The organism is Atlanticothrix silvestris CENA357 (assembly GCF_016056295.1).
GTDB lineage: Bacteria > Cyanobacteriota > Cyanobacteriia > Cyanobacteriales > Nostocaceae > Atlanticothrix > Atlanticothrix silvestris.
In genome coordinates this window covers 37,727-61,769 of the sequence record NZ_JAECZB010000005.1, presented here as the reverse complement: position 1 = coordinate 61,769, position 24,043 = coordinate 37,727, and the positions used below count along the sequence as shown (strand labels likewise).

At 39.5% G+C, this 24,043-nt stretch carries 21 protein-coding genes; 12 read left to right on the top strand and 9 right to left on the bottom strand.

The genetic code is table 11. The features are described from left to right. Nucleotides 1-55: 55 nt before the first annotated feature. From I8751_RS04135 to I8751_RS29455, 4 genes are all read left to right on the top strand, one after another. A complete protein-coding gene (locus tag I8751_RS04135; RefSeq protein ID WP_214437889.1) occupies nt 56-640 on the top strand; it encodes an Npun_F5749 family FMN-dependent PPOX-type flavoprotein in 585 nt (194 codons plus the stop codon). Between the two features lie 248 nt (nt 641-888). Continuing rightward, on the top strand, nt 889-1,131 hold the full coding sequence (locus I8751_RS04130; protein WP_214437888.1) for an antitoxin family protein: 243 nt from the start codon (nt 889-891) through the stop codon (nt 1,129-1,131). Then, on the top strand, nt 1,128-1,406 hold the full coding sequence (locus I8751_RS04125) for a type II toxin-antitoxin system VapC family toxin (RefSeq protein WP_225893950.1): 279 nt from the start codon (nt 1,128-1,130) through the stop codon (nt 1,404-1,406). The genes I8751_RS04130 and I8751_RS04125 overlap by 4 nt, the downstream gene beginning before the upstream one ends. Then, the gene (locus tag I8751_RS29455; protein ID WP_225893949.1) at nt 1,378-1,542 is read left to right on the top strand and encodes a hypothetical protein; all 165 of its coding nucleotides are present in this window, start codon (nt 1,378-1,380) and stop codon (nt 1,540-1,542) included. The genes I8751_RS04125 and I8751_RS29455 overlap by 29 nt, the downstream gene beginning before the upstream one ends. Nucleotides 1,543-1,597: 55 nt before the next feature. Here the strand turns inward: I8751_RS29455 and cysE are convergent, their stop codons facing one another. Further along, nucleotides 1,598-2,362, bottom strand: a complete 765-nt coding sequence (gene cysE / locus I8751_RS04120) for a serine O-acetyltransferase (RefSeq protein WP_214437887.1) — start codon at nt 2,360-2,362, stop codon at nt 1,598-1,600. Between the two features lie 192 nt (nt 2,363-2,554). Further along, nucleotides 2,555-3,043 (bottom strand): hypothetical protein, encoded by a 489-nt coding sequence (locus tag I8751_RS04115; RefSeq protein WP_214437886.1) that lies wholly within the window; start codon nt 3,041-3,043, stop codon nt 2,555-2,557. Between the two features lie 199 nt (nt 3,044-3,242). Between I8751_RS04115 and I8751_RS04110 the strand changes: the two genes are divergently transcribed. Continuing rightward, a complete protein-coding gene (locus I8751_RS04110) occupies nt 3,243-4,547 on the top strand; it encodes a glutamate-5-semialdehyde dehydrogenase (RefSeq protein ID WP_214437885.1) in 1,305 nt (434 codons plus the stop codon). 71 nt (nt 4,548-4,618) lie between these two features. On the opposite strand, the gene I8751_RS04105 is transcribed toward I8751_RS04110, so the two are convergent. Further along, nucleotides 4,619-4,840: a hypothetical protein gene (locus I8751_RS04105; protein ID WP_214437884.1), complete on the bottom strand. Its 222-nt coding sequence runs from the start codon at nt 4,838-4,840 to the stop codon at nt 4,619-4,621. Between the two features lie 125 nt (nt 4,841-4,965). After that, on the bottom strand, nt 4,966-6,381 hold the full coding sequence (locus tag I8751_RS04100; RefSeq protein ID WP_214437883.1) for an isochorismate synthase: 1,416 nt from the start codon (nt 6,379-6,381) through the stop codon (nt 4,966-4,968). 297 nt (nt 6,382-6,678) lie between these two features. Between I8751_RS04100 and menA the strand changes: the two genes are divergently transcribed. The 3 genes from menA (at nt 6,679) to I8751_RS04085 (ending at nt 10,082) form a co-directional block, all read left to right on the top strand. Further along, nucleotides 6,679-7,575, top strand: a complete 897-nt coding sequence (menA, locus tag I8751_RS04095; RefSeq protein WP_214437882.1) for a 2-carboxy-1,4-naphthoquinone phytyltransferase — start codon at nt 6,679-6,681, stop codon at nt 7,573-7,575. Between the two features lie 75 nt (nt 7,576-7,650). Continuing rightward, nucleotides 7,651-8,619 (top strand): o-succinylbenzoate synthase, encoded by a 969-nt coding sequence (locus I8751_RS04090; RefSeq protein WP_214437881.1) that lies wholly within the window; start codon nt 7,651-7,653, stop codon nt 8,617-8,619. Further along, entirely contained in the window at nt 8,604-10,082 is a 1,479-nt protein-coding gene (locus I8751_RS04085; protein WP_214437880.1) for a 2-succinylbenzoate--CoA ligase, read from the top strand. Before I8751_RS04090 ends, I8751_RS04085 begins: the two co-directional genes overlap by 16 nt. On the opposite strand, the gene I8751_RS04080 is transcribed toward I8751_RS04085, so the two are convergent. The 4 genes from I8751_RS04080 to I8751_RS04065 all read right to left on the bottom strand — a co-directional run bounded on the left by I8751_RS04080 (nt 10,065) and on the right by I8751_RS04065 (nt 14,338). Next, on the bottom strand, nt 10,065-10,511 hold the full coding sequence (locus I8751_RS04080; RefSeq protein ID WP_214437879.1) for an acyl-CoA thioesterase: 447 nt from the start codon (nt 10,509-10,511) through the stop codon (nt 10,065-10,067). The two genes, I8751_RS04085 and I8751_RS04080, sit on opposite strands and share 18 nt — an antisense overlap. Nucleotides 10,512-10,587: 76 nt before the next feature. Continuing rightward, a complete protein-coding gene (locus tag I8751_RS04075; RefSeq protein ID WP_214437878.1) occupies nt 10,588-11,676 on the bottom strand; it encodes a T3SS effector HopA1 family protein in 1,089 nt (362 codons plus the stop codon). A 167-nt stretch (nt 11,677-11,843) separates the two neighbouring features. Beyond that, nucleotides 11,844-13,082: a phosphotransferase family protein gene (locus I8751_RS04070; RefSeq protein WP_214437877.1), complete on the bottom strand. Its 1,239-nt coding sequence runs from the start codon at nt 13,080-13,082 to the stop codon at nt 11,844-11,846. Nucleotides 13,083-14,017: 935 nt separating this feature from the next. Continuing rightward, the gene (locus I8751_RS04065) at nt 14,018-14,338 is read right to left on the bottom strand and encodes a TMEM14 family protein (RefSeq protein ID WP_214437876.1); all 321 of its coding nucleotides are present in this window, start codon (nt 14,336-14,338) and stop codon (nt 14,018-14,020) included. Between the two features lie 88 nt (nt 14,339-14,426). On the opposite strand from I8751_RS04065, the gene I8751_RS04060 reads away from it, so the two are divergent. From I8751_RS04060 to I8751_RS04050, 3 genes are all read left to right on the top strand, one after another. Then, a complete protein-coding gene (locus I8751_RS04060; protein WP_214437875.1) occupies nt 14,427-15,803 on the top strand; it encodes an ATP-binding protein in 1,377 nt (458 codons plus the stop codon). A gap of 105 nt (nt 15,804-15,908) precedes the next feature. Continuing rightward, nucleotides 15,909-17,228: a tellurite resistance TerB C-terminal domain-containing protein gene (locus I8751_RS04055; protein WP_404800415.1), complete on the top strand. Its 1,320-nt coding sequence runs from the start codon at nt 15,909-15,911 to the stop codon at nt 17,226-17,228. 154 nt (nt 17,229-17,382) lie between these two features. Then, nucleotides 17,383-18,711, top strand: coding sequence for an ATP-binding protein (locus tag I8751_RS04050; RefSeq protein ID WP_214437874.1), 1,329 nt, complete (start codon nt 17,383-17,385; stop codon nt 18,709-18,711). A 90-nt stretch (nt 18,712-18,801) separates the two neighbouring features. Here I8751_RS04050 and I8751_RS04045 read toward each other — a convergent pair whose 3' ends face one another. After that, the gene (locus tag I8751_RS04045) at nt 18,802-20,004 is read right to left on the bottom strand and encodes an AAA family ATPase (RefSeq protein ID WP_214437873.1); all 1,203 of its coding nucleotides are present in this window, start codon (nt 20,002-20,004) and stop codon (nt 18,802-18,804) included. A 651-nt stretch (nt 20,005-20,655) separates the two neighbouring features. Here I8751_RS04045 and pruA point away from each other — a divergent pair. Beyond that, a complete protein-coding gene (gene pruA, locus I8751_RS04040; protein ID WP_214437872.1) occupies nt 20,656-23,640 on the top strand; it encodes an L-glutamate gamma-semialdehyde dehydrogenase in 2,985 nt (994 codons plus the stop codon). Nucleotides 23,641-24,043 lie beyond the last annotated feature (403 nt).

Below are 24,043 nucleotides of genomic sequence, written 5' to 3'. Positions count from 1 at the left end.
GACTGATAAGCTAAAACAGTAGGAAAAATCTCATCTACGGCTGTAGAATTTGACCATGCCTCTTGCCCCTTGGCGAAGCGCGATCGCCCGTGCCCTCCATCACAACCGTAGTCTGGTTTATGCTCGTTACTTGCAACTGGCAACGGTACGGGCCAATGGTCGCCCTGCTAATCGGACTGTAGTCTTTCGTGGCTTTCTGGAAAATACGAATCAGCTAAAATTTGTTACTGATACCCGTAGTGAAAAAGCTGACCAGATAAAGCAACAACCTTGGGCAGAGATTTGCTGGTATTTTCCCAATACACGAGAGCAGTTCCGCATCACTGGTTGCTTAACTTTAGTAAAAAGTGATAGCTCTGACCCTACCCTACAGCAAGCTATGATCCATAGTTGGCGAGAACTGAGTGATGCAGGTCGTTTACAGTTTGCTTGGCCCCATCCTGGGCAAGCGAGAGTTGATGAATCAGCAGCCTTTGAGCCACCACCACCAGATCCTAACCAACCACTGCCAACTTTTTGTCTACTACTACTCGATCCTGTGCAGGTAGATCATTTAGAGTTACGTGGTGAACCTCAAAACCGCCGAGTTTATTCTTGTGATCAAAACCAAGAATGGTCTAGTCAAGAAATTAATCCTTAATTTAGTCAAAAATAAACTTTTTAACTATTAACTCTTGATTAGTAGAAAGAACTGCTTAAAAAAGGCAAACGCCGATATAGTACTATGGTGCCAAAGGAAGTTTGGGTACAAGCTGCTTTAGAATTGTTCAAAGCGATGCCCGTAAACTGGGAAGGAAGAGATTGATTCAGAGGAAAAATTTGCAGTCAGCACTCTTGAATATAGAAAATATTTCAACATCAACCGTAAGGAATGTTTCAGAGGTTTTTATGGACAAGATGGTAACGGTTGTATTTGATGGAAATGTTTTGCGCCCAGATGCGCCCTTGGATTTGACACCGAACACACGTTATGTAATTACAATTCAAGAATTTAAATCCCCATCACCATCCGGGGATGCTTGGGATGTGCTAGAGGCAATGGTAGGAACTGTTGAAGCCCCAGAGGACTGGTCTAGCGAACACGATCATTATTTGTACGGTACTCCTAAGGACAATTTAAACAATCCATGAGTAATGAGTGCTTATTTCTGGATACAGTATTTATCCAGGCTTTGTTGAATAAACGCGACCAGTATCATCATCAGGCTAAAGCATTTCTGCCAAGAGTACGAACGGCAATGGCTGTTTGGGTAACAGAAGCGATATTGGTAGAAGTTGGTAATGCTTTGGGTGCTGTCAATCGTCCAGGGGGAGTACAATTTATCCAGCAGTGTTATGACACCGCTAATTTACAGGTTGTAAACTGTGGATACACCATTGCTTATCCGTGCGTTACAGCTTTATAACGAGCGTCCTGATAAAACTTGGGGTTTAACAGACTGTATTTCTTTTGTCGTGATGTGGGAACAAGGTTTGACAGATGCAGTTACTGCTGATATTCATTTTGTTCAAGCTGGGTTTCGGGCATTATTGCGCTCATGACTGATGAACGCAATAATTACTAGTTCAAATAAAATCAGATAGATGACATAAACCACTAAATACCTGCACCATCTAGAAACTGTTGAATTGCCTTATCTCTGAGATTACACACAGGAGACTCTTGTACTAATTGATCCTTTTGAGCAGCTAAATTACCTGACAATACAGGAGTTTTTGCAGGAGAATGAAGTCCTTGAAGATTTTGGATTTGTTGTTCTAGCGACTCAATGCGGTCAACCAACGCGCGAATGACTTCAGCTTCTGAATCTGGTAAGTTGCTGTGTTCTAGAGGAGCAATCCGCACACCAGAGCGATAGACAATACGACCGGGTACACCGACTACAGTACAGTCAGAAGGTACGTCCCTCAGAACGACTGACCCAGCGCCAATGCGGACATTATTGCCAATTTGGATATTGCCTAGTACTTTCGCTCCAGCTCCGACTACAACATTTTCACCCACAGTAGGATGGCGTTTACCGCATTGTTTGCCCGTTCCCCCCAGGGTGACACCTTGATAAATTAAAGTATAGTCGCCCACGATCGCAGTTTCACCAATAACCACACCCATGCCGTGGTCGATAAACACACCTTGTCCAATTGTTGCACCTGGGTGGACTTCAATTCCGGTCAAAAACCGAGCGATGTGAGAAATCAGGCGGGGAATAAAAGGAATACCAATATGATGCAGCCAGTGAGCCAGCCGATGAAATAGCAGGGCTTGCAAACCGGGGTAACAAAACAAGACCTCCAACCAGTTACGGGCAGCTGGGTCACGCTCAAATATGATACGAAAGTCAGCACTTAGTGTAGATAGCACGAGATAGTACCCTCGGAAAGCAAAACAAGCTTACTCTCCCATATTATCGTCCCAGGTGTGATCTATAAAAATAGGCATTGGGAAATCGAGCATAGGGCATAGGGAAGAAGAGGCAGAGGGGCAGGGTGCAGGGTGAAAGGGGGAGTTTGAAACTATTAAATCTGCTTAACGATCTTTCCTCTGCTCCCCTGCTTACTGCTTGACGGTTATAGTATAGTTACGCTTGACATCAGCATGAAATGTACCAACCCAAATCCGATAGGTTCCTTTTTTCCAGTCGAGGTCATCAATGCTGGCATCTTTACTCTTACCAGTGTCATCACCACAGCGAATTATGCTATTGTCTGGCCCTTTAATGAGTAAAGTGGTATCGGAGCCGCGACTATTGACTAAGATTTTTAGATGAGAAAAGTCCTTTTCTAAAATCATAATGTGATCCGGTTTGGGATCGGCAAAGCCAATACAGGCTTTCTGATTGCGATCGCGGTTACTTAAGGCAGACAATGAAAAAGAACCGCCTGTGTAACCTGTAACTTTTCCCTTGGTTTGCTCAAAGTCTGGTGCAAGACTAAAAGTACTAAAGTTTGGTGTTTCTGCTACTACAGGTGTAGTAGTTATAATGGCCAGTACAGCTAATAGCCAACCACCTCGAAAATTAAGTCGGGGGCGACAATATTTCATATTAGGCTTCTAACAGGCTTTTATAGTAGTAATGATATATACATATTCTAGCCACAAAATTCCAGAGATATCCTCGCTTTATGTGGCACATTCTAATGTGCCACAACTAAGCTAGCTCCTTAATGCTCAATGATTAACTAAGGTTGATAGGATGAAAAAAAGGTAAATATTTTGCCATCCTTAAAAATTGTTTTGTAACATGACTACTTTTCAAGTTGCTTCTCCTTTAATTGCGATCGCCCAAAAAACCCGCCAAGCTGCAAGTAAGCTGGCAATTTCCTCTACTGATGCTAAAAATCAAGCTATTGAAGCGATCGCTCAAGCTTTAGAATTGGCAAAAAATGAAATATTAACAGCAAACATTGCCGATTGTCAAGCTGCTGCGGAAGTAATTCCGAAGCCACTTTATAAACGTTTGCAATTGGATGAACATAAATTAAGAGATGCGATCGCAGGGGTGCGCGATGTAGGCAAATTAGCTGATCCTGTAGGTAAAGTTCAGATTCACCGCGAACTTGATACAGGCTTAATATTGAAGCGGATTACTTGTCCTTTGGGTGTTTTAGGGATTATTTTTGAAGCACGTCCAGAAGCAGCAATTCAAATTGTTTCTTTAGCGATTAAGTCGGGTAATGGGGTAATTCTTAAATGCGGAAAAGAAGCTGTTCGTTCTTGTGAAGCAATAGTCAAAGCAATAAAACAAGGACTATCTCAAACTACTGTTAACCCTGATGCCGTACAGTTACTAACAACTAGAGAAGAAACTAGAGAACTTTTAAATTTAGATAAATATGTAGACTTAATTATTCCTAGAGGTTCTAACTCTTTTGTCAGATTTGTCCAAGAAAATACTCGGATTCCAGTACTCGGTCATGCCGATGGAATTTGTCATCTTTATATAGATAAAACAGCTGATATGACGAAAGCTGTAAAAATTACAGTAGATGCTAAAGCACAATATCCTGCTGTTTGTAATGCGATTGAAACTTTGCTAGTTCATGAGTCGATTGCTGCCGAATTTTTACCAAAAGTAGCCCAGGCTTTGCAAGAATGCCATGTAGAATTAAGAGGTGATACCCGCACCTTGGCGATTTTGCCTAATATTGTGGCTGCTACAGCAATAGACTGGGAGACAGAATACAGCGATTATATTTTGTCGATTAAAATCGTAGATTCTATAGAAGATGCGATCGCTCATATCAATGATTATGGTTCTCGTCATACCGATGCGATCGTCACAGAAGATACTGCGGCTGTAGAAACTTTCTTTGGGACTGTCAATTCAGCCAATGTTTTCCACAACTGTTCTACTCGCTTCGCTGATGGTTTCCGCTACGGTTTTGGTGCAGAAGTAGGGATTAGTACCCAACAAATGCCTCCTCGTGGGCCCGTCGGTTTAGAAGGATTGGTGACATACAAGTATCAAATGACAGGTGATGGTCATATTGTGGCAACTTATGCTGGAGCTAATGCGAAGGCATTTACTCATCAGGATTTTGTATAAAAAATCTCAAATTTTTAACTGAAAAAATTAGAAACCAGGAGTTTAGAAAACTCCTGATTCCTCACCGGTTACTAAGCTACCTCACGACTGCTATAGAAATCGTTGGGATCTAAGTCAACAGGAAATAAAAAAATTTCCTTACCTAAAGATAATGCTTTATAGGAAAGTTGAACTGCTTTATCTAAGGTACAAAACTTTATTGGAACCCACTGGCTATCCCAAAAAAAGTAGACTGTGACACGAATTGTTGTATGTTCTCCCAATGGGACTGGAAGTTGCCAAGGTGAAAACATAATATATAAAATTTATTTTTTATTGTGCTAACACCTAACTTTGGCATTAGCAGCAATAAATAACAACTGCCATAAGTGAGAAATCTATGAGATTACTTTCTACTACCTAAACTTAATTGACAGCTTCATACTAACGCTTTGAGTAACGCCTGAAGCTTAAGTTGTACCTCTGCAAACTCTTTTTCAGGATCGGAGCCAGCAACTATCCCAGCACCAGCATACAATCTAGCGCGATCGCCATCTATCAATGCTGAACGAATACCAACTATAAATTCACAATTCCCTTCAGAATCTATCCAACCCAAAGGTGCAGCATATAAACCCCTCTCAAAGCTTTCGTAACGACGAATTTCCGCACAGGCTACATCTCTAGCCGCACCGGCAACGGCTGGTGTAGGATGCAGTTGGGAGACAATTTTTAATGGATGTACGTTAGCAGGCACTATGGCGCTAATTGGTGTCCATAAATGTTGAATATTAGATAATTGTCGCAGGCGTGGTGCTAGTAATTGAGGTAACAAGCCTAACTGTGATAAGCGTTGCGTAATAAAATCAATCACCAGCAAATGTTCATGTCTTTCTTTTTCACTATTAAGTAGACGATTAGCATTAGCGGCATCTTCGGCCGGAGTTTTACCTCTGGGTGCAGAACCCGCCAAAGCATCAGTAATTAACTGTTGGCTATGAATACTAATTAATCTTTCTGGACTAGCTCCAATAAAGTTTTGTCCCTTACCGTTGCTGGTAGAAAAAACATAACAGTTAGGATGTATTTGCCGGAGATTATTTAAAGATTTAAATAAGTTAAAATGATTATTTGATTTGACATCTAATGCATCAGCCAGCACAATCTTACTTAAATGACTAGACTTAATTTTTTCTAGAGCAGATATAACAGAGCGTTTAAATTGAGCAGAATTAGTGACAGGTTTTTTACGAAATTTTGTTGGAAAATAATCAAGCTTTGGCGAATAATATTCTAAAGAATCTAAAAATTTGAGTTTGTTCTGCAAATTTTGAATGATTTTTTGCACATCTACTCTAGCATTGACAATTATATTATTTACTAATACACAGTGCTGATTCTTGACAGCTATTTGCCAACGGGGCAAAAAAATAGTAGCCGATGGAAATGGATAATTTACTTGGGAGTTTTGATCAAAAAAACTAAAATAACAAAAAAAGTGAGAACCAGCAAAGGGTTGATTAGTATTACCAAAATTAATTATATTTTTTAGACAAGATTTGATAAAATCTTCAGCTTGAATAAAACGTTCTTGTCCATCAACTTGCAATTTTGCTACTGCATCAATGGCCGCGATCGCTTCTTCTTTGCCTTTATTCTCAAAGTAAAAATTTATTTCATTTGCTTGCGTAAGTTGATCTAATACAACTAAAGGAGCTACCCAGTCAATATTCAACGAAATACTGACAATTTGCTTGCAATCACTGTTGAGACAATTTTTCTGAACGGATAACAGAAATTGATATAAATCTTTGTGTTTGGCAAAGAAGTTGTTGCGACATGGTGAAACTGTCATGGATCTAGCAATAGTAAACTTTTTTTAAGTTATCTTCCTAAAGTGTAATTAAACGTGGTCGTATTTCTACAGGTAACATATTAAGTTGCCATTTCACCAGAGTATGGTTTGCCTTGTTTGTGGTGTTCTCAGACGCTGCCAAGCCAAGCCCAATTTTGGGTTGCATGTTATCAAAGGAAGTTTAACCAGTCACAGCAAAAACTATAAGATTTTGTACCTAAACAACATCTAGTGTCTCTGAAAATTGTAAAATTTCACATATTAAGTAAATTGCTGGTAATTAATTAATCACGACTGATGACTACAAAGCAGGTTTCACATCCTAAAACTAAGTTATGGATGGCGGCAATTAAACCGCCAATGTACAGCGTTGCGATTATGCCCATTTGGGTAGGAACAGCGGTTGCTTTTGCAGAAACCAGAGTTTTTAATTTAGTAGTATTTTCTAGTTTTGTAGCTGCGGCAATTTTAATACTTGCGTGGGAAAACATCAGTAATGATGTTTTCGATTCTGAAACAGGAATCGATCAAAATAAACACCATTCTTTGGTGAATTTAACTGGCAATAAGCGATTAATATTCTGGTTAGGAAATTTAAGTTTAGTTTCTGGTTTATTGGGAATAATAGCGATCGCTACTTGGCAAAAAGACCCCACTGTCATCGGGATAATTCTACTGTGTTGTGGTTTAGGCTACATTTATCAAGGGCCGCCCTTTCGCTTAGGATACCAGGGTTTAGGGGAGATTATTTGCTTTTTTGCTTTTGGGCCTTTAGCAGTAACGGCAGCATATTACAGCCAAACCCAAGCTTGGTCAATGACGAGTTTAGCAGCTTCGGTAATTGTAGGCATTCCCACAACTTTAATTTTATTTTGCTCTCACTTTCATCAAGTTAAGGATGACATAGCCGCAGGTAAGCGATCGCCTGTTGTTCGGTTAGGTACAGCAAAAGCTGCTCAACTTTTATATTGGTTCACTGGCAGTATTTATCCCTTCACCTTGCTGTTTGTGTTATTCGGCATTTTCCCAAAATGGACATTGTTGAGTTGGCTGAGTTTGCCTTATGCCGTTAAGTTATGCCGCCATGTCCAGCAAAATCATCACCTACCAGAAAAAGTTAGTAACTGTAAGTTCATCGCCGTCAAAATGCATTTTTGGAGCTGCTTATTGTTTGGCTTGGGATTTATGGTTTAGTCAGTTGTCAGTGGTCAGTTGTTAGTTGTCAGTGGTCAGTGGTCAGTAGACTTAATGATTTAGCTTGATTTTTGTGTGGCGGATTATAAATTTAAATTTCGTTCTTATCAACGAAAATTCGTGCGATCGCTTACTACCAGTCATGGTAATTGGGATATTCGTGAAGGGATTATCCTTCGTCTTACCGATGAAACAGGTAAAGTCGGTTGGGGAGAAATTGCCCCCATTAGTTGGTTTGGTTCCGAAACCTTAGAGCAAGCCTTGAATTTTTGTCATCAATTACCAACAGAAATTACAGATGAAATGATTTTTTCTATCTCAGACGAGTTACCTGCTTGTCAATTTGGGTTTGAGTCAGCGATGGGGGAAGTAGGGGAGCAGGGAGCAGGGAGCAGGGAGCAGGGGGAGACATATTTAACTTACAGCGCCTTGTTACCAGCTGGGGAAGCGGCGTTAGAACAATGGGAAACGTTGTGGCAGCAAGGATATCGCACGTTTAAATGGAAAATTGGCGTGGATGCGATCGCTCAAGAATTGGAAATTTTGAAATTACTTGTCCACAGATTACCAAGTTCTGCCAAACTGCGATTAGATGCCAATGGTGGACTTAGCTATGAGGAAGCGAATTTATGGCTAGGGACTTGCGATCGCCTCCAGGCAAATATTGAATTTATTGAACAGCCTTTACCTGTTGAGCAATTTCACAAAATGTTGGAATTGAGTGTATTTTATGCGACTGCGATCGCCTTAGATGAATCTGTCGCCACACTTAAGCAACTCACCAACTGTTATGCAAAAGGCTGGCGAGAAATTTTTGTGATTAAACCGGGGATAGTAGGTTCACCCTCCCGCCTGTGTAAGTTTTGCCAAGAACATGAAATTGATGCTGTATTTTCATCAGTCTTTGAAACTGCGATCGGTAGACAAGCCGCCCTCCAACTAGCAGCAGCATTATCTCGACAAAATAGGGCTGTTGGTTTTGGTATTAACCACTTTTTTGCAAAAGAAGAAACCTGGCTGCAAAATCTATGCAAAGACCTTTAGCATATCTCAATAACTATACTGAATATGATTGGCTGATTGGTTACAATAGCCGTCAATTTCAGGAACTAACCGCACAATTATATTTAGAATTAACCCCGTTATTAGCCAATAAAACACCACCAAAAATCATCTTAGCTGAACGTGAACCAGTGAGATTTTTAGCAAGTTTCATCGCTGCTTGTGCTGCTGGTTGTCCAGTATTTCTTTGTAACCCTGATTGGGGAAAGCAAGAATGGCAACAAGTATTTAATTTAGTCCAGCCTGATATTATTTGGGGCATGGGGCATAGGGCATGGGACATGGTGAGACAGCGCTGCAAAGAGAAGTGCCTTGCGCGGGTTCCCCGCGTTGTGGCAACTTCGGGGAGGGTTTCCCTCCGCAGGCGACTGCGAACCCGAAGGGGGCATGAGAATAACAATCAATGCCCTATGCCCAATCACATCATGATTCCCACAGGCGGTTCATCAGGACAAATTAAATTTGCCATCCACACTTGGGAAACTTTAATGGCATCTGTACAAGGATTTACCGAATATTTTGAGCTAAAGCAAGTCAATTCTTTTTGTGTACTGCCGTTATATCACGTCAGCGGATTGATGCAATTTATGCGCTCCTTCACTACTGAAGGAAAACTAGCTATTACCTCATTTAAAACCATAGAATCTGGTCAAAAATACCAAATAAATCCTTCAGATTTTTTCATATCTTTAGTACCAACACAATTACAACGTTGCTTACAAAATCCACAATTAACAGAATGGTTAGCCCAATTTCAAACTGTACTTTTAGGAGGCGCACCAGCTTGGTCAGAACTATTAGAAAAAGCAAAATTTCATCAAATTCGATTAGCGCCTACTTATGGCATGACAGAAACTGCCTCTCAAATTGCTACCCTCAAACCTGATGATTTTCTCAATGGTAAAATTGGCAGTGGTCAAATTCTGCCTCACGCCCAAGTAACAATCCGCAATCAACAAGGCAAAATTTTAAGTTCCCATCAAATCGGCAACATCATAATTAAGGCTAAATCTTTAGCCCTTGGTTATTATCCTCAAATCGAGGAAAATCAAGATTATTTCTCCGTAGATGATTTGGGTTTTTTAGACGACCAAGGTTACTTAAATATAATCGGGCGTAACAGCGACAAAATCATCACAGGTGGAGAAAACATTTACCCTATAGAAATTGAATCAGCTATCAGATCAACTCAAATGGTTGCTGATGTTTGTGTAATTGGTGTACCAGATCAACACTGGGGACAAGTATTAACAGCCCTTTACATTCCCCAAAATTCCAACACATCTAATTTAGAAATTCAAACCCTACTCAAAAACAAACTCAGCAAATTTAAAATACCTAAATACTGGATTCCTCAGCAAAACTTACCTCGTAACTCCCAAGGTAAAATCAATCGTCAACAGCTACAGCAAATAGCCAAAAAATTCCTACATAACCTCTCTTGACTTTCTTCTCTCCGCGCCCTCAGCGTCTCTGCGGTTAAGTTCCAACCATTCGATCATTTCATCAGGTAATTCTTGCTTACTTCTACTACTCACATCAATACAAACGTGTCTAGTAATTGCCTTAGCAACTAACACATCAGTATTAGTAACTTCGTAATTAATTTCAAACTTATCAACACTGAGTTTTTGAGGAATTAAGCTAATTGTTAAATTTTCACCACAATACATTGGACGTAAAAAATCCGCATTAGCATGAACAATAGGAAAACCCACAGACGCATTAGTGAAAAAACCTTTGAGATTAATACCTGATGCTGCTAAAGATTCTTCGTAAGCTTCATGACAGATACTTAAAACATTAGCAAAATAAACTACCCCCGCGGCATCAGTATCATGAAAACGAATGGTGCGATTATAAGTAAAAGGCATCTTTAAAAAATAAGAATTAAAAAAGCAAGCTCCAAGCCTGCTCTACAACATTATTTTACAGTAACGACAATAATAATTATTTTAAAGGGTGATATATATCCTCGGAAGTGGGATTGAGGTAAGGGCGCTGCAAATCAATTAAATGGCGCGTAAAATGTTGATCAATCACCTTCATTTTTTCCTCAATCGCATTTTTACCTTTTTGCCAAGCTTCTAATAAAGCATTAGCTACAATTTGGCAACGGTTCATGCCAAAAGTTTCCTGGGCTGCAAATTTTTTGGTTGGTTCCTCGGCTAAGCCTAACCCTGGTGCTAAAAACTTGGTAAACAAGGGTATTTCGGACTGAAAATGAGCTTGATGCTGTGTGTAAACAGCCTGAAGAATTTTGCGAATTGCTGGGTAGTTGTGGCGTTTAAAGTAGAGTAACCCTGAGTCATAACGTCCGTATGCAGAGGGATTGTAGAGAACTTGAAAAGTAAAAGGAATTGTATCTGCATTTAACTGTTGCGTTAAGCTATCCATTAGTGCGATCGCACCGGATGCAGTGAAATTAAAATAGATTCGTCCTGTGCCTAAATCAGCATCTGGGCCACACTGTCTTTCCTGTCCGACATTGCTCACTGCTAGGTAACAGCCATTTTGTAGCCGATTTTTGGGCATCCAGATAGCAACTGATTCACCAGCCTTAGCCGATTTTGAGCTAGGCTTGAGGTGGCAATCTGGCTCAATATATAGTGTCAAACCATCTTTAGTTACCGCCATACTACCATCAGGTTCCTGGCGCAACACCTGCCAACTAGGGTCAAAATAACCTCTACCGTGATTGCTAGTGTGCAGTTGTTCATAAAATTTCCAATCAATATCTAAAACAGAATTATTTTCTAAATTGTGATGTGGTAAGCAATTAGTAGTATCGGTATTAACTGCCAAAACACTTTGCAGCGAACCGTTGTAATAAATACCGTAGAGGAAATTTCGCAGTAATAGGGTGAGATATTTATGTTGTAAAGCAGTAGAATTTTGCTGAAACCTATCTGCTACTTTAGTTGGTAAAGCAAAAGGCTGATAATTGGGGTGGTGAATACAGAAATTTGGCTCGATTTGGATATTAGCAGCAATGTCAAACAGAGAAGTTAAAAGGGTATTAGTAGAAGAATTTAGCATTACTCAATTCAAAACTCAAAATTTGGAATAAAAAGCCAGACAACCACTAAGTGATAAATATTCTATTTCAGTTAAGCGAAAATTAAGTATGGGTAAATAAGATGATGACAAATTCAAAATTCAAAATACTATAGATAATTTTGCTTTTTGAATTTTTCAGATTATTATTAACAACCGCGGAGGCGAGTTTTTTCGTAATAAAGACGTATTAATTGTTGCTCTTTTTCAGGCTGAGTAAGTTTATGAAGTTTCGCCAAAGGGCTAATAATTTCTGACTCACAGACACCAAAAATATTCATTACAGATTGCTCAGGTATAGTGAGAAGATTTTTAGCGATCTGGAGCATACAAAGGTTAGAATTATCAAAGTATTTTTGATACTTAATTGTTTCTTGAATTTGATGAATTAGTGCTAATCCAGCAAACTGGATAATTCGCACTATAAAGTCTTGACGCTCCTCTAAAATCATCGAAAAAGCATCCAGGTAAGCTCGAATGAGAGCTAGCAATGAAGGTTGAATAACTTCTAGTGGTGTCATTGCCAGATGTAGAGATTCTTCTAATTCAATAGTAGGATCTACTACTAAACTGGAAAGCCAAATTCTTAAATAGCTTGCTAGTAGAGTTCCCAAATCAAAAGCTGGATCTCCCCAAGCACAAGCTTTCCAGTCGATCAGTCGTACTAGGCAATTGTCTAGTTGATTCCAGCGAGAATGAATTAATATATTGTCTAACTTCAGATCGTTGTGAGTCAAGCAACAAGGATTCCATTCATAAGCCAAGTCTGCGATCGCAGATTCTAAACTTTCATAACGTTGATAGAGAGCATAGAATTTCAGTGCCTCAGTAGGAACTGTACCAAAAATCTCTGGGCTAATTGAATCTATACCTTGCGCTGGATTGTAAAAGTGATAGCGAAACTGTCCTTCGGGAGCAGTTGCCATAAAATCACGATATTCTCGGCGTTGGAAGGTAGCACGATGTAGTTCTGCTAAGGTAGTGCCAATTACAGTGGCAATCTCTGTGGGGAAGATATCGTTGTGACGGTAAAATCCCTCTAGTTCTAAATATTCACTGAAGTAGTTACGGACGAGGATGGAATTTTCCTCATCAAAATGTAGCACTAATGGTGCGATCGCCGAAATATTGCCGATAACTGGAAACTGTTGAAGCAATTGGTGAAACAGCCACTCATTAAACAACTCATGAGAAGTTTCATGATTTTCAAGGCTGCATTCTTGTTTAATCAGCAGTTTACGATTATCTGCTAGAGTCACCAGTAAATTGTAATTTTTCTTGTTCCTTTCTGGCAACTCAGTTTGATCTAGTGTGGTATTTTCTGAGCTACACAGACCTGCTTCTTGCAGATACTGGATGACGTTTTGAGAAGACATTGGTAATAACATGTATTATGTCCTACTTCGGAAAATTGCTGAAAAATCACCTAATGTCGGAATTGATTTGGCTTTAGCAGTTTCGGTAGAATGGCAACAGATGCGCGACTATCATTTATAATTTCTCCAATCTATTAATATCTCATATCTCTTATCAGAACCTGCCAAAATGGCAATATTACCTTTATTTTTGCTTTAAATTATGCTGTTAAATCTATCAAATCTTTAAAAATATCTAATTAGTTAATTTTGAATAATTTAACTATAGTTATTGACCATTTTTAGACTAAAAATCTAGGTTTAGTCAAATGAACTACCAACTTCCAAATACTATCTGTGGATAGATGCTTGGAGACTCTAAGTATTCATCACTTAATGAGAATTTTTGCTGATTTTGAGATGATGTCATCAAATACAGAATCAACATAATTTAGGGTCTGCTGAATAGCTTTAAAACTCTTATGTTGTAAGCTTTCCAGGCTATTTTTGGAGAAAAAAGTGCAAAAGAATACAGGTAGAAGCTTTAAAAACCTTGCATTGACAATTTTTTGGACTTCAAAAAACTGGAAACAATAAGGGTGAAACTGTTCCCTGTTCCCTGTTCCCTACCCACACTAAAGGACTTTTTCAGCAACCCCTAATTTATGTCATTATTTTTATTTATCATCACAAACTGAAAAAAACCGGAGATTTTAGAGAGGCAATAGTTAATTTATTTTTGACCAAATATTAATAATCTATATGATGCATGGAGCAAAAAGAAGAGGAATTGGGGCAGAGTGCAGGGCGCAGAAGGGCATTGATAATAAGGGGAAGGCAGGTTTGTTTGTTTATGCTCCCCTGCTTATTTATTCACCCGATTCACTATCCGGTAATATATATGTACTATATAAAATGACCTGAATACAGGGGGAGTCATCTATACAAAAACAGCAGGAGGGTAATTTTTAGCGAAAGCTAACAAATTGATTTACCATCACAGCTAGCGCCAGTGTTCCTAAAAGAATCATTAATCCCGCAGGCATAAACTTACGGGTCTTAGCCAACCTAAAAGCAAAAAAAGCTACTAAAACAGCAGTAACGCCAACGGCTAGAATTGAAGCCCAGGTTTGTCCCTGAAATTGAAAGTAGGCAGCAACAATTAGTAATAAACCGCTAATGCTACCACTGATTAGTGAAACTTGACTATTAGCTTGCCTGTAACCAATAACGCCACCAATAATCGCTAAGATGCCGTAGGCTAGAGCAGCAATTATACTTGAATTCATTGTTACAACCTATGTAGATTTTGATTTTGCTGCCAGGGTCAGCAGACAATTTACCATAGCTGTTTAGCTACATCACCTTTGTTGATTGATGGATAATCAAACAATGCCAACAGCAAGTACTTCATACTATGCTCAAGTTCAATTCCTCCAGCGCCAAGCAGCATCACTTTTACTGTACCAATCTGTCCTCCAGAGCGAAGTGGGGATCGCATTTATTGACCTGTTGCAAGCGATACGTTATACTGATGCCGACGCTAAGGGCTGCCTCCAAGCCTACGGCAATTACTTCCATGCGTTGGCTGCTAAAAATCAAAATTGGGAGGACTACTTAATTACTCAAATTCTGATTTCTGAAAATCCTTTTAGTAGGCTTGCTCAACAACGAGAATTTGAGGATTTGCCAAGGGCTTTAATAGCAGCAGTTCAACATGATTTACAGGTGTTGCAGAGTCTTTACGAATGTAGTAGCGCTGTTTTGAGCGAGTGGGTACAAACTGTAGCCCATTTACCTGTTTCTCCTGTTGTGTGGTACCAGGAGCAAGGCGGAACGGGAATAGGGACGGGATTGATGAAGCAGCATCCAGAGATGACTAATATTGCGTCTTGGCAACATTCAGAAAATTGGGCTGACGCTGTAGAGGAATTAGCGGTTTATTATCGGCAATTTGGTACGGGTTTGTTTGCCGAATATCGCGCCTTACGCTGGCAAGCAGGTCAGTTTATTGGGATTCGCTATCCTGACCCAGTCAAGCTGAATGCACTTGTGGGTTATGAGTCCCAGCGAGATGCTTTGTTAAAAAATACAGAATTTCTCTTATCAGGAGAGGCAGCATTACATGTATTACTTTACGGCAGTCGGGGGTCAGGAAAATCTTCTTTAGTAAAAGCCTTATTGAATGAGTATGACAACTGCAATCTTCGTTTGCTAGAAGTAGCCAAATCGGACTTGCAAGATTTACCAAAAATTGTGGAACATTTGCGTGGTGTACCCCAAAAATTTATTATCTTTGTTGATGATTTGTCTTTTGAGGAAGATGATGATGCTTTTAAAGCGCTCAAAGTAGTTTTAGAAGGCAATTTAACTGCACGGCCACAAAATGTAGTAGTTTATGCTACTTCTAACCGTCGCCACTTGATTCGGGAGTTTTTTGCAGACAGACCCACACCCAAAGATAATACAGAAATCCACGCTTGGGATACGATGCAGGAGAAACTTTCATTTAGCGATCGCTTTGGGTTAACCTTAACCTTTGAGGCCGCAGATCAAAAAACCTATTTACAAATAGTTAGGCATCTAGCCGCCCAAACCGGAATTAATCTTAGCCAAGAAGATTTAGAATATCAAGCATTACAGTGGGCAACCCGCCACAACGGACGTTCTGGACGCACAGCACGTCAATTTATCGATTTTTTAAAAGCCGAATTAGCATTTTTTGCTAAAAATAAAAATACATCTGCTACGTAATTTTCAAATTAATTTGCTATTGATTGCACTTTTTTATTACTTCTAGAACAATGTTATACACAAACACTTACAACTGGAGATACCCGCACCACAATGTGAGGGGTAATGTCCTTAAGAACTACTACTTCTAACAACTTAACTACGCTAAAACCCAGCAATATGCAATCATTAATGGTAAGTAATCGATTGATCTTAGGCATAATTGCCTTTAGTGTGAGTTTTGGTTTGAGTCTCGTCCCTAACTGGAATTTTAATCAATCCTTGATCACAGGTATAATCACTGTGCTTGCTACTTACACAGCAGCCTTATTTGTGGATCAGCGACATAAAAATCATGAAATGTTAGTTTTAGGTTCGCTCCATAGGCGAATTAAAGACATGGAGGGATTGAAGTCTCGGATTGTTAGAGAAATCAACCAAATAGAAACGCATCGAAATTTATTGTATAAAGAGTCACAACAGATTCAAAATCAAATATTAGAATGCCGCAACCAAAGAGATAGCCTGCATAGGGAGTTAGGCAATTTTGCTGGGCAGAAAAAGCAATTAGAAGACGAATCTAGCAGTTTAAAAACTGAACTTCACATCCTTGAAAAGAATAAAGTAGAACTGAATCATTCCTTTACCAGTCTTACAGCAGAAAAACGCCGTCTAGAATTGCACTGTAATGCATATCGTTCTGAAATTAGTCAGACACAAAATCAAATTTGCGAACTCCAAAAAGAAAAGCAAGAAATAGAGAGTAATTTAACTTTATTAGGTAGATTAAAACCACAATTAGAAGAAAAACTTTACGAATTAAGAATTACACTTCAAGAACTAGAAACCGAAGTTAATCAGCAAAGTAAATTACTTGTAGATACAGCCACAGAAAAAGACAATATAGCAGCTAGTCTTAATTTGTTACAAAAGCAAATAGGAGAAGAACAAACTGAGCTACAGCAATTAAAAAGCGAAGTCTCATTGTTACAAGAAGAACGTGATTTATTGCAAAGTCAAGTTTGGGAATTACTCCAACAAACAGAAACACTCAATCAAGATTTTTTGCCTGAAAATACTGAACAAGAAAAAAATGAATTGTTTACTTTATCAGACTTAATTGAACCGTTAGCTTCATTTGAAACTTTACCTGAAGAATGGAATAATTTTCTCAAAAAGCTACCCAGTCATGAAATCCAGGTATTAAAAGCAATAGTAGAACAAGATAATCCTCATACGGTGATTAAACAAATTGCCGAAGCAAATATTACAATGCCTAATCTGTTAATCGACTCGATTAACGAATGTGCAAATGATACTATTGGAGAATTAATTATTGAGCCGAGTGTAGATATTCCAGAAGTTTATCAAGAGCATATAATTAACGTCAAAAAAATGCTTTCTATGTACGAAAATCTGAAGACTAGACAGACTTCACCAACTTAAATTCTTTTGGACTGTTGTAAAATTATTGATAATTTAGGTATAAACCTCATATCTAGATTTTAGATACAAAGGGAAGATAACAAAAGCTTGAAAATTTTTATCCTTTCCCCTCTTATTTGCGCCTCTGCATTAAAAATCCAGTAAAGTGAACTACATGGCAAAGCTCAAGATCTCGAAAAAAATTTCCACTGCTTTAATAAATTCCCTAGGTGCAGGAGTAGTTCCCAGAATGGGAGTTGAACATATAGCAGTTGGTCGAGAAAAAGAACTTAAAAGCCTATCACAAAATCTCGATGACATTGCAGAAGGTGTTGCCGCGTTTCGCTTTATAATTGGTAACTATGGTTCTGGAAAAAGCTTCATTCTCCAACTAATTCGTAACCGTGCTATGGAGCAGGGTTTTGTAGTCGCTGATGCTGATTTATCTTCAGAACGTCGATTAGCAGGAAGTAATAACGAAGGTTTAGCAACATATAGAGAATTAATGAGCCACTTGGCTACAAAAACTCGTCCTGATGGTGGTGCTTTAGTTTCAATTTTGGAAGGATGGATTAATAAAATTCAACAAACAGTAGTACAAGAAACTAGTTTGCGTCCCAATGACGATGGTTTTGATGACCAAGTGGAAGCAAAAATTAGGGAAGTAGTTCAGTATATTGAAGATTTAGTTCATGGATTTGATTTTGGTAATGTTATTATTGCTTACTGGCGTGGTTATCGATTAGATGATGATGAATTAAAGAACGCCTCAATGCGTTGGTTACGTGGAGAGTTTAATACCAAAACTGAGGCGAAAGCAGCTTTAGGTGTGCGCGTTATTATTGATGATAATAGTTGGTACGATTATATTAAGCTATTCGCTAAATTTGTCGCTGAAATTGGCTATAAAGGACTGTTAGTTTTAGTTGATGAAGCTGTAAATTTATATCAAATACCCACTACGGTCACTCGTGAAAAAAACTACAACAGACTTCTAGCAATGTTTAATGACACCATGCAATGTAAAGCAGAAAATCTGGGCATTTTCATTGGTGGTACAACAAAATTTTTGGAAGACCCAAACCGAGGACTTTTCGCCGACCAAGCTTGGCGAAGACGCACTAAAGAAAGCCGTTTCGCTACACAAGCTGATGTTCAAGAATATTTAGGGCCAGTTATCCGGCTAAATCCTTTGAGTGAGGGAGAAATTCTTACGCTTTTGCAACGCATATCTGAGATTCATACGCTCAATTTTGGGTATGAAAAGGCTTTGACAAATCGTGAGTTACAAGCATTTGTTCAAGAAATTGTCAGTCGCTTGGGTGCTGAAGCATTATTGACACCAGGGGAAATTGTCCGGGATTTTATTAGTGTGCTGAATATCCTCCACCAAAATCCGGGAATGAGTTTTAATGAATTAATTCATGACTCTAAATTTAAACCTACTGTTGTGGGTAAAGATGCAAGTTTAGATGAAGATGATGCAGCGGAATTTAGTTTGTAAACTGTGCAGAGGTGTAGAGAAAGAAGAATTTATTTCACGCAGAGGCGCAAAGGCGCGGAGAAGATAAGGAGTTTTAGTTTTAAGCTTGATTTATACAAATAGTTGCGTAAACTCACACATCAAATCTACTCTTCCTTTGCGTAACATTGCGGGATCTAATCTTTCGGTAGTATTACAAGTCATTAAAACAACTAATCGCTGCTTGATTTGAATCCCAGAGTCATCAATTACGCTTTGGTATAAGGTTCCATCTAGCAAACTCAAAATATGTTCTGTTTTGTTATTGTATTGCGCTACTTCAAAAGCACGATTTTGTGCTAAATTATCGGCTTCGTTGATGATAATACAAATACGCTCTAAGTAAGTTGGTGGGACAAAGTTAGCGATCGCATCATGATCTAGAATAAAAATTACATAACCTAAAGGTACAAGAATTTCTTTTGCTACTGCTTGTGTCCACGCAGTTTTGCCTGTACCTGGTTTTCCGTGTACTACAACTGCTAACTGGTTTTGATTCAGCACCGCCTGCTGTAATGAGTCAGTAAAGTCTTGAATTTCCCCTGGAAAAGTCCGAATGGGAAATTGACTATGAACTTTACCTACACGGCTTTGATATCCACTGAGCATTACTGCTAAATCGTAAGTCGCTTTGTTAATTAGTGATGATATATTTTTGGACATTAAAGTATATTGCCGTCGGCCGCGATCATAAGATTCAATTTGTAGCCAAATGTCATGCTTTGACCAGTAAGCATAAACTGTATTGATCACTTCTAGACGCTCCCAACTGACAAATTTATCTACAGGAAGGTAAAAATCTCTTTCTAAATAATATTGAGTAATAATATCTGGACGTTCTAATAGGTGTAAAACTCGTAATACCGTGATTTCTTGCAGTCGATTCAGCACATAATCAATAGGAATACTACTACGACTAACAAATTGAACAATAGGCGTTTCTGTACTCAAAACATCCTTGTAGCGATGATCTGGGGATTGTGGATCAGGTGTAATGTAGTTCCAAAATTTTTCAATTTCATAGCGGGTATTATCAGATGCGACGCTTAATAAATTAGCCCACCAAGTATAATTATTTCGTCCCAATACTTCAGCGAAGTTACTAACTAAGTTAAAGGATTTTTGAGTTAATTCATGTGTGTCATTGCACCACAACCGCCATAAAAATTCCCAGTCTAAATCTCGTTGAAATGGTCGCCAGCCACTGGCAATTAAATTTTGACTTTTGTTATTTACAGCATTATTTTCGTTACTTCTAAAATAATCAAATTCCATATTTTTACTTATACAGCAGTAGTTGATTGATATCACAACTGAGTTGGTTAATTATTACATAGCTTTATATCTAAATTCGCGGCTCAGATTTAAATTTATCTAGATGGGGAGTTAGTAGATAACGACCATGCTAATTGCTAGATCAATTTTTTACAGCAAAATTTACACAATTACACTTTCCATGATTAAATATTTGTAACATGCGTAATACAAAAACGTCAATAGTGAGGCGCGATCGCTGTTCATGGGTTGGTTTGTGCAACCTTCTAGGCAAATAATAGCTACTAAAGCTAAATTTTTTACAAATCGTCATTCAAAATTACTTCTTAAAGAGGTGTACAAACTAGCGTTGGTTAGTGTGTCGGCATCACTGTAATACTGTTTTACACCTTGTACAAAAATTCTCTAGAAAAAACTTAACTAGACTCCGTTCTACTTATGGTGACAGTAAGATGAAAGCGTCAAAATAGAAGACACAGACTTTCAGGACTTACGCAAGGGTCATGGAAAAACGAACCACATAGACACAGAGGACACGGAGGAATGAGAGTTTGAGAGGTTTTTTGCGTAAGTCCTAACTTTAAGGGCATGAGGAAAAGTTATTCTCCCCTGCTTCTTTACCAGTCCCCAAAATTAAGGAGATTATTATCAGTGGTATTACAAGTAAAAACAAGCACCTACGAAAATAAAACTCAAGAAATTGCTAAACAACTACTTACAGCAACCCAAGAAAATCGCTCTTTTTTTGCTTCCCTACGTGATCAAATGCGCTGGGATGACAAATTACTAGCTTGGGCAATGAGTAATCCGGGTTTACGGGTGCAGTTATTTCGCTTTATCGATACACTTCCGGCGTTGCATAGTAAATCGGAAGTTGCTGCCCATTTACAAGAATATTTAGGAGATGAATCTGTAGAACTACCAGCAGCCCTGAAGGGAATGCTCAACTTTGCTAACCCTGATTCCATGCCGGGGCAAGTTGCAGCTACAACCGTTGGTACAGCAGTAGAAACTCTGGCTCACAAATATATTTCTGGGGAAAATATTAAACAGGTCATCAAGACAGTTGAACGGCTGCGAAAAGAAAAAATGGCTTTCACCATTGACTTACTAGGTGAGGCTGTAATTACTGAAACAGAAGCGCAGTCTTATTTAGAACGTTATCTGGAATTGATGCAACAATTGGTGGAAGCATCGAAGAATTGGACAACGATTCCTGCCATTGATGAGGCTGATGGTGAATCTCTGCCAAAAGTTCAAGTTTCGGTGAAATTAACGGCGTTTTATTCGCAATTTGATCCATTAGATGCGAAGGGTAGTGAAGAGCGAGTTAGCGATCGCATTCGTACTCTTTTACGTCGTGCCCAAGAGTTAGGCGCAGCTGTGCATTTTGATATGGAACAGTATGCGTATAAAAATTTAACTTTAAATATTCTCAAAAAATTACTGCTGGAATCAGAGTTTCGGCAACGGACAGATATTGGGATGACAATCCAAGCTTATCTGCGTGATAGCGAAGAAGATGCCAAAGATTTAATTAACTGGTTAAAACAGCGCGGTTATCCTTTGACAATTCGTTTGGTAAAAGGCGCATATTGGGATCAAGAAACTATCAAGGCAGAACAAAAGCATTGGCCACAGCCAGTTTACAACGATAAGGCGGCAACAGATGCTAATTTTGAAACCATCACTCAGTTATTGCTAGAAAATCATCAATATCTCTATGCTGCCATTGGTAGCCATAATGTGCGATCGCAAGCTCGTGCTATAGCCATAGCCGAAAGTTTAAATGTGCCTCGGCGGTGTTTTGAAATGCAAGTCCTGTATGGGATGGGTGATAAATTGGCGAAGGCTTTGGTTGATCGGGGTTACAGAGTTAGAGTTTACTGTCCTTATGGTGAGTTATTGCCGGGGATGGCTTATCTGATTCGGCGATTGTTGGAAAATACGGCTAATAGTTCTTTTTTACGGCAGAATTTGGAAAATAGACCGATTGAGGAGTTGTTGGCAGCGCCGGGGGTGGAAATTTCTCACGCAAAGGCGCAAAGGCGCAAAGAAGAAGACGGAAAGTTTGTTGGTGCTGCTGATGTAGATTATGCCGAGGAGGAAGAAAGAAGGATGTCTGCTGAAGCTTTTCAATCTGTTCGTCAGCAGTTGGGAAGAAGTTATCTACCGTTGATTAATGGTGAGTATGTTAATACTGCGGAAGTGATTGATTCTTTGAATCCTTCTAATTTTAGTGAGGTGATTGGGAAGGTTGGGCTGATTAGTGTAGAACAGGCTGAACAAGCGATGCAGGCGGCGAAGGCAGCGTTTCCTGGGTGGAGGAAAACACCAGCGAAGCAACGTGCTGGTATTTTGCGTCAGGCTGCTGATTTGATGGAACAACGCCGCGCTGAACTTGCTGCTTGGATTGTTTTGGAGGTTGGGAAACCAGTTAAGGAGGCAGATGCAGAGGTTTCTGAGGCGATAGATTTTTGTCTTTACTATGCTGATGAGATGGAACGTCTAGATCAAGGTGTGATTTATGACGTTGCTGGTGAGATGAATCGTTATATTTACCAGCCACGAGGAATTGCGGTGGTGATTTCTCCTTGGAATTTCCCGTTGGCGATCGCTTGTGGAATGACTGTTGCCGCTTTGGTTACGGGTAATTGTACTTTGCTCAAACCTGCTGAAACATCTTCTGTGATTACTGCCAAATTCACGGAAATTTTGGTTGAGGCTGGTATACCTCAAGGTGTTTTTCAATACGTGCCTGGAAAGGGTTCACAAGTCGGCGCTTATTTGGTAAATCATGCTGATACTCATGTAATTGCTTTTACTGGTTCTCAGGAAGTTGGCTGTCGAATTTATGCAGAGGCGGCAATTCTGAAGCCTGGGCAAAAGCATTTGAAGCGAGTAATTGCGGAGATGGGAGGGAAGAATGCCATCATCATTGATGAAAGTGCTGATTTAGACCAAGCTGTTGTGGGTGTGGTACAGTCGGCATTTGGTTACAGTGGCCAAAAATGTTCTGCCGCCTCTAGGGTGATTGTGGTGCAACCAATTTATGATGCTTTTGTGCAACGGTTGGTAGAAGCGACAAAATCTTTAAATATTGGGGAAACTGAGTTACCTAGTACGCAAGTAGGGCCAGTAATTGATGCTAATGCCCGCGATCGCATCCGTGAGTATATTGAGAAGGGTAAGGCAGAAGCACAAGTAGCTTTAGAATTACCAGCACCGGAACAAGGTTATTTCGTTGGGCCTGTCATTTTTAGTGAAGTACTGCCAGATGGTATAGTCGCCCAACAAGAAATTTTTGGCCCTGTACTGGCGGTAATTCGGGTGAGAGATTTTGCCGAAGCTTTAGCAGTCGCCAATGGCACTAATTACGCCTTGACTGGGGGACTTTATTCTAGAACGCCTTCCCATATTCAACAGGCGCAAACAGATTTTGAAGTCGGGAATTTGTACATTAACCGCAATATTACAGGTGCGATCGTGGCGCGGCAACCCTTTGGTGGATTTAAACTCTCTGGTGTGGGTTCTAAGGCAGGAGGCCCTGATTATCTGCTGCAATTCTTGGAACCGCGCACGGTGACGGAAAATATTCAGCGCCAAGGTTTTGCACCAATTGAAGGCGCAGATTAAAACTAGTAGTGTGTCAAGAAATAATTGACGAATAGATTTGCTGTAGAGACGGCGATTTATCGCGTCTCTCCAACCGTCAAAATTAATGGGACAGGCCACTAGTGGTCTGCCAACCCAAAAATGCGCTTGTGAGGGCTGGGGAAAGGGGAAAGGGAAAAGGGTAAGGGATTTAAACCCTTTCCCCCTTCCCCCTTACCCTTTACCCCGCCAAGTTCCCTTGGCGTACTACTAGTTATAGGTAGGGCATAAGCCCTACTTATTTTATAATCGAACCGCACAGTTACACCAATTTTAAAAAAGAATGCGACAGATACAAACCTGGAAACCCTCATAGAGTCTGAGTTTCTTAATTACGAATTACGAACTCGTACTGAGCGCAACCGAAGTATTACGAATTACGAAT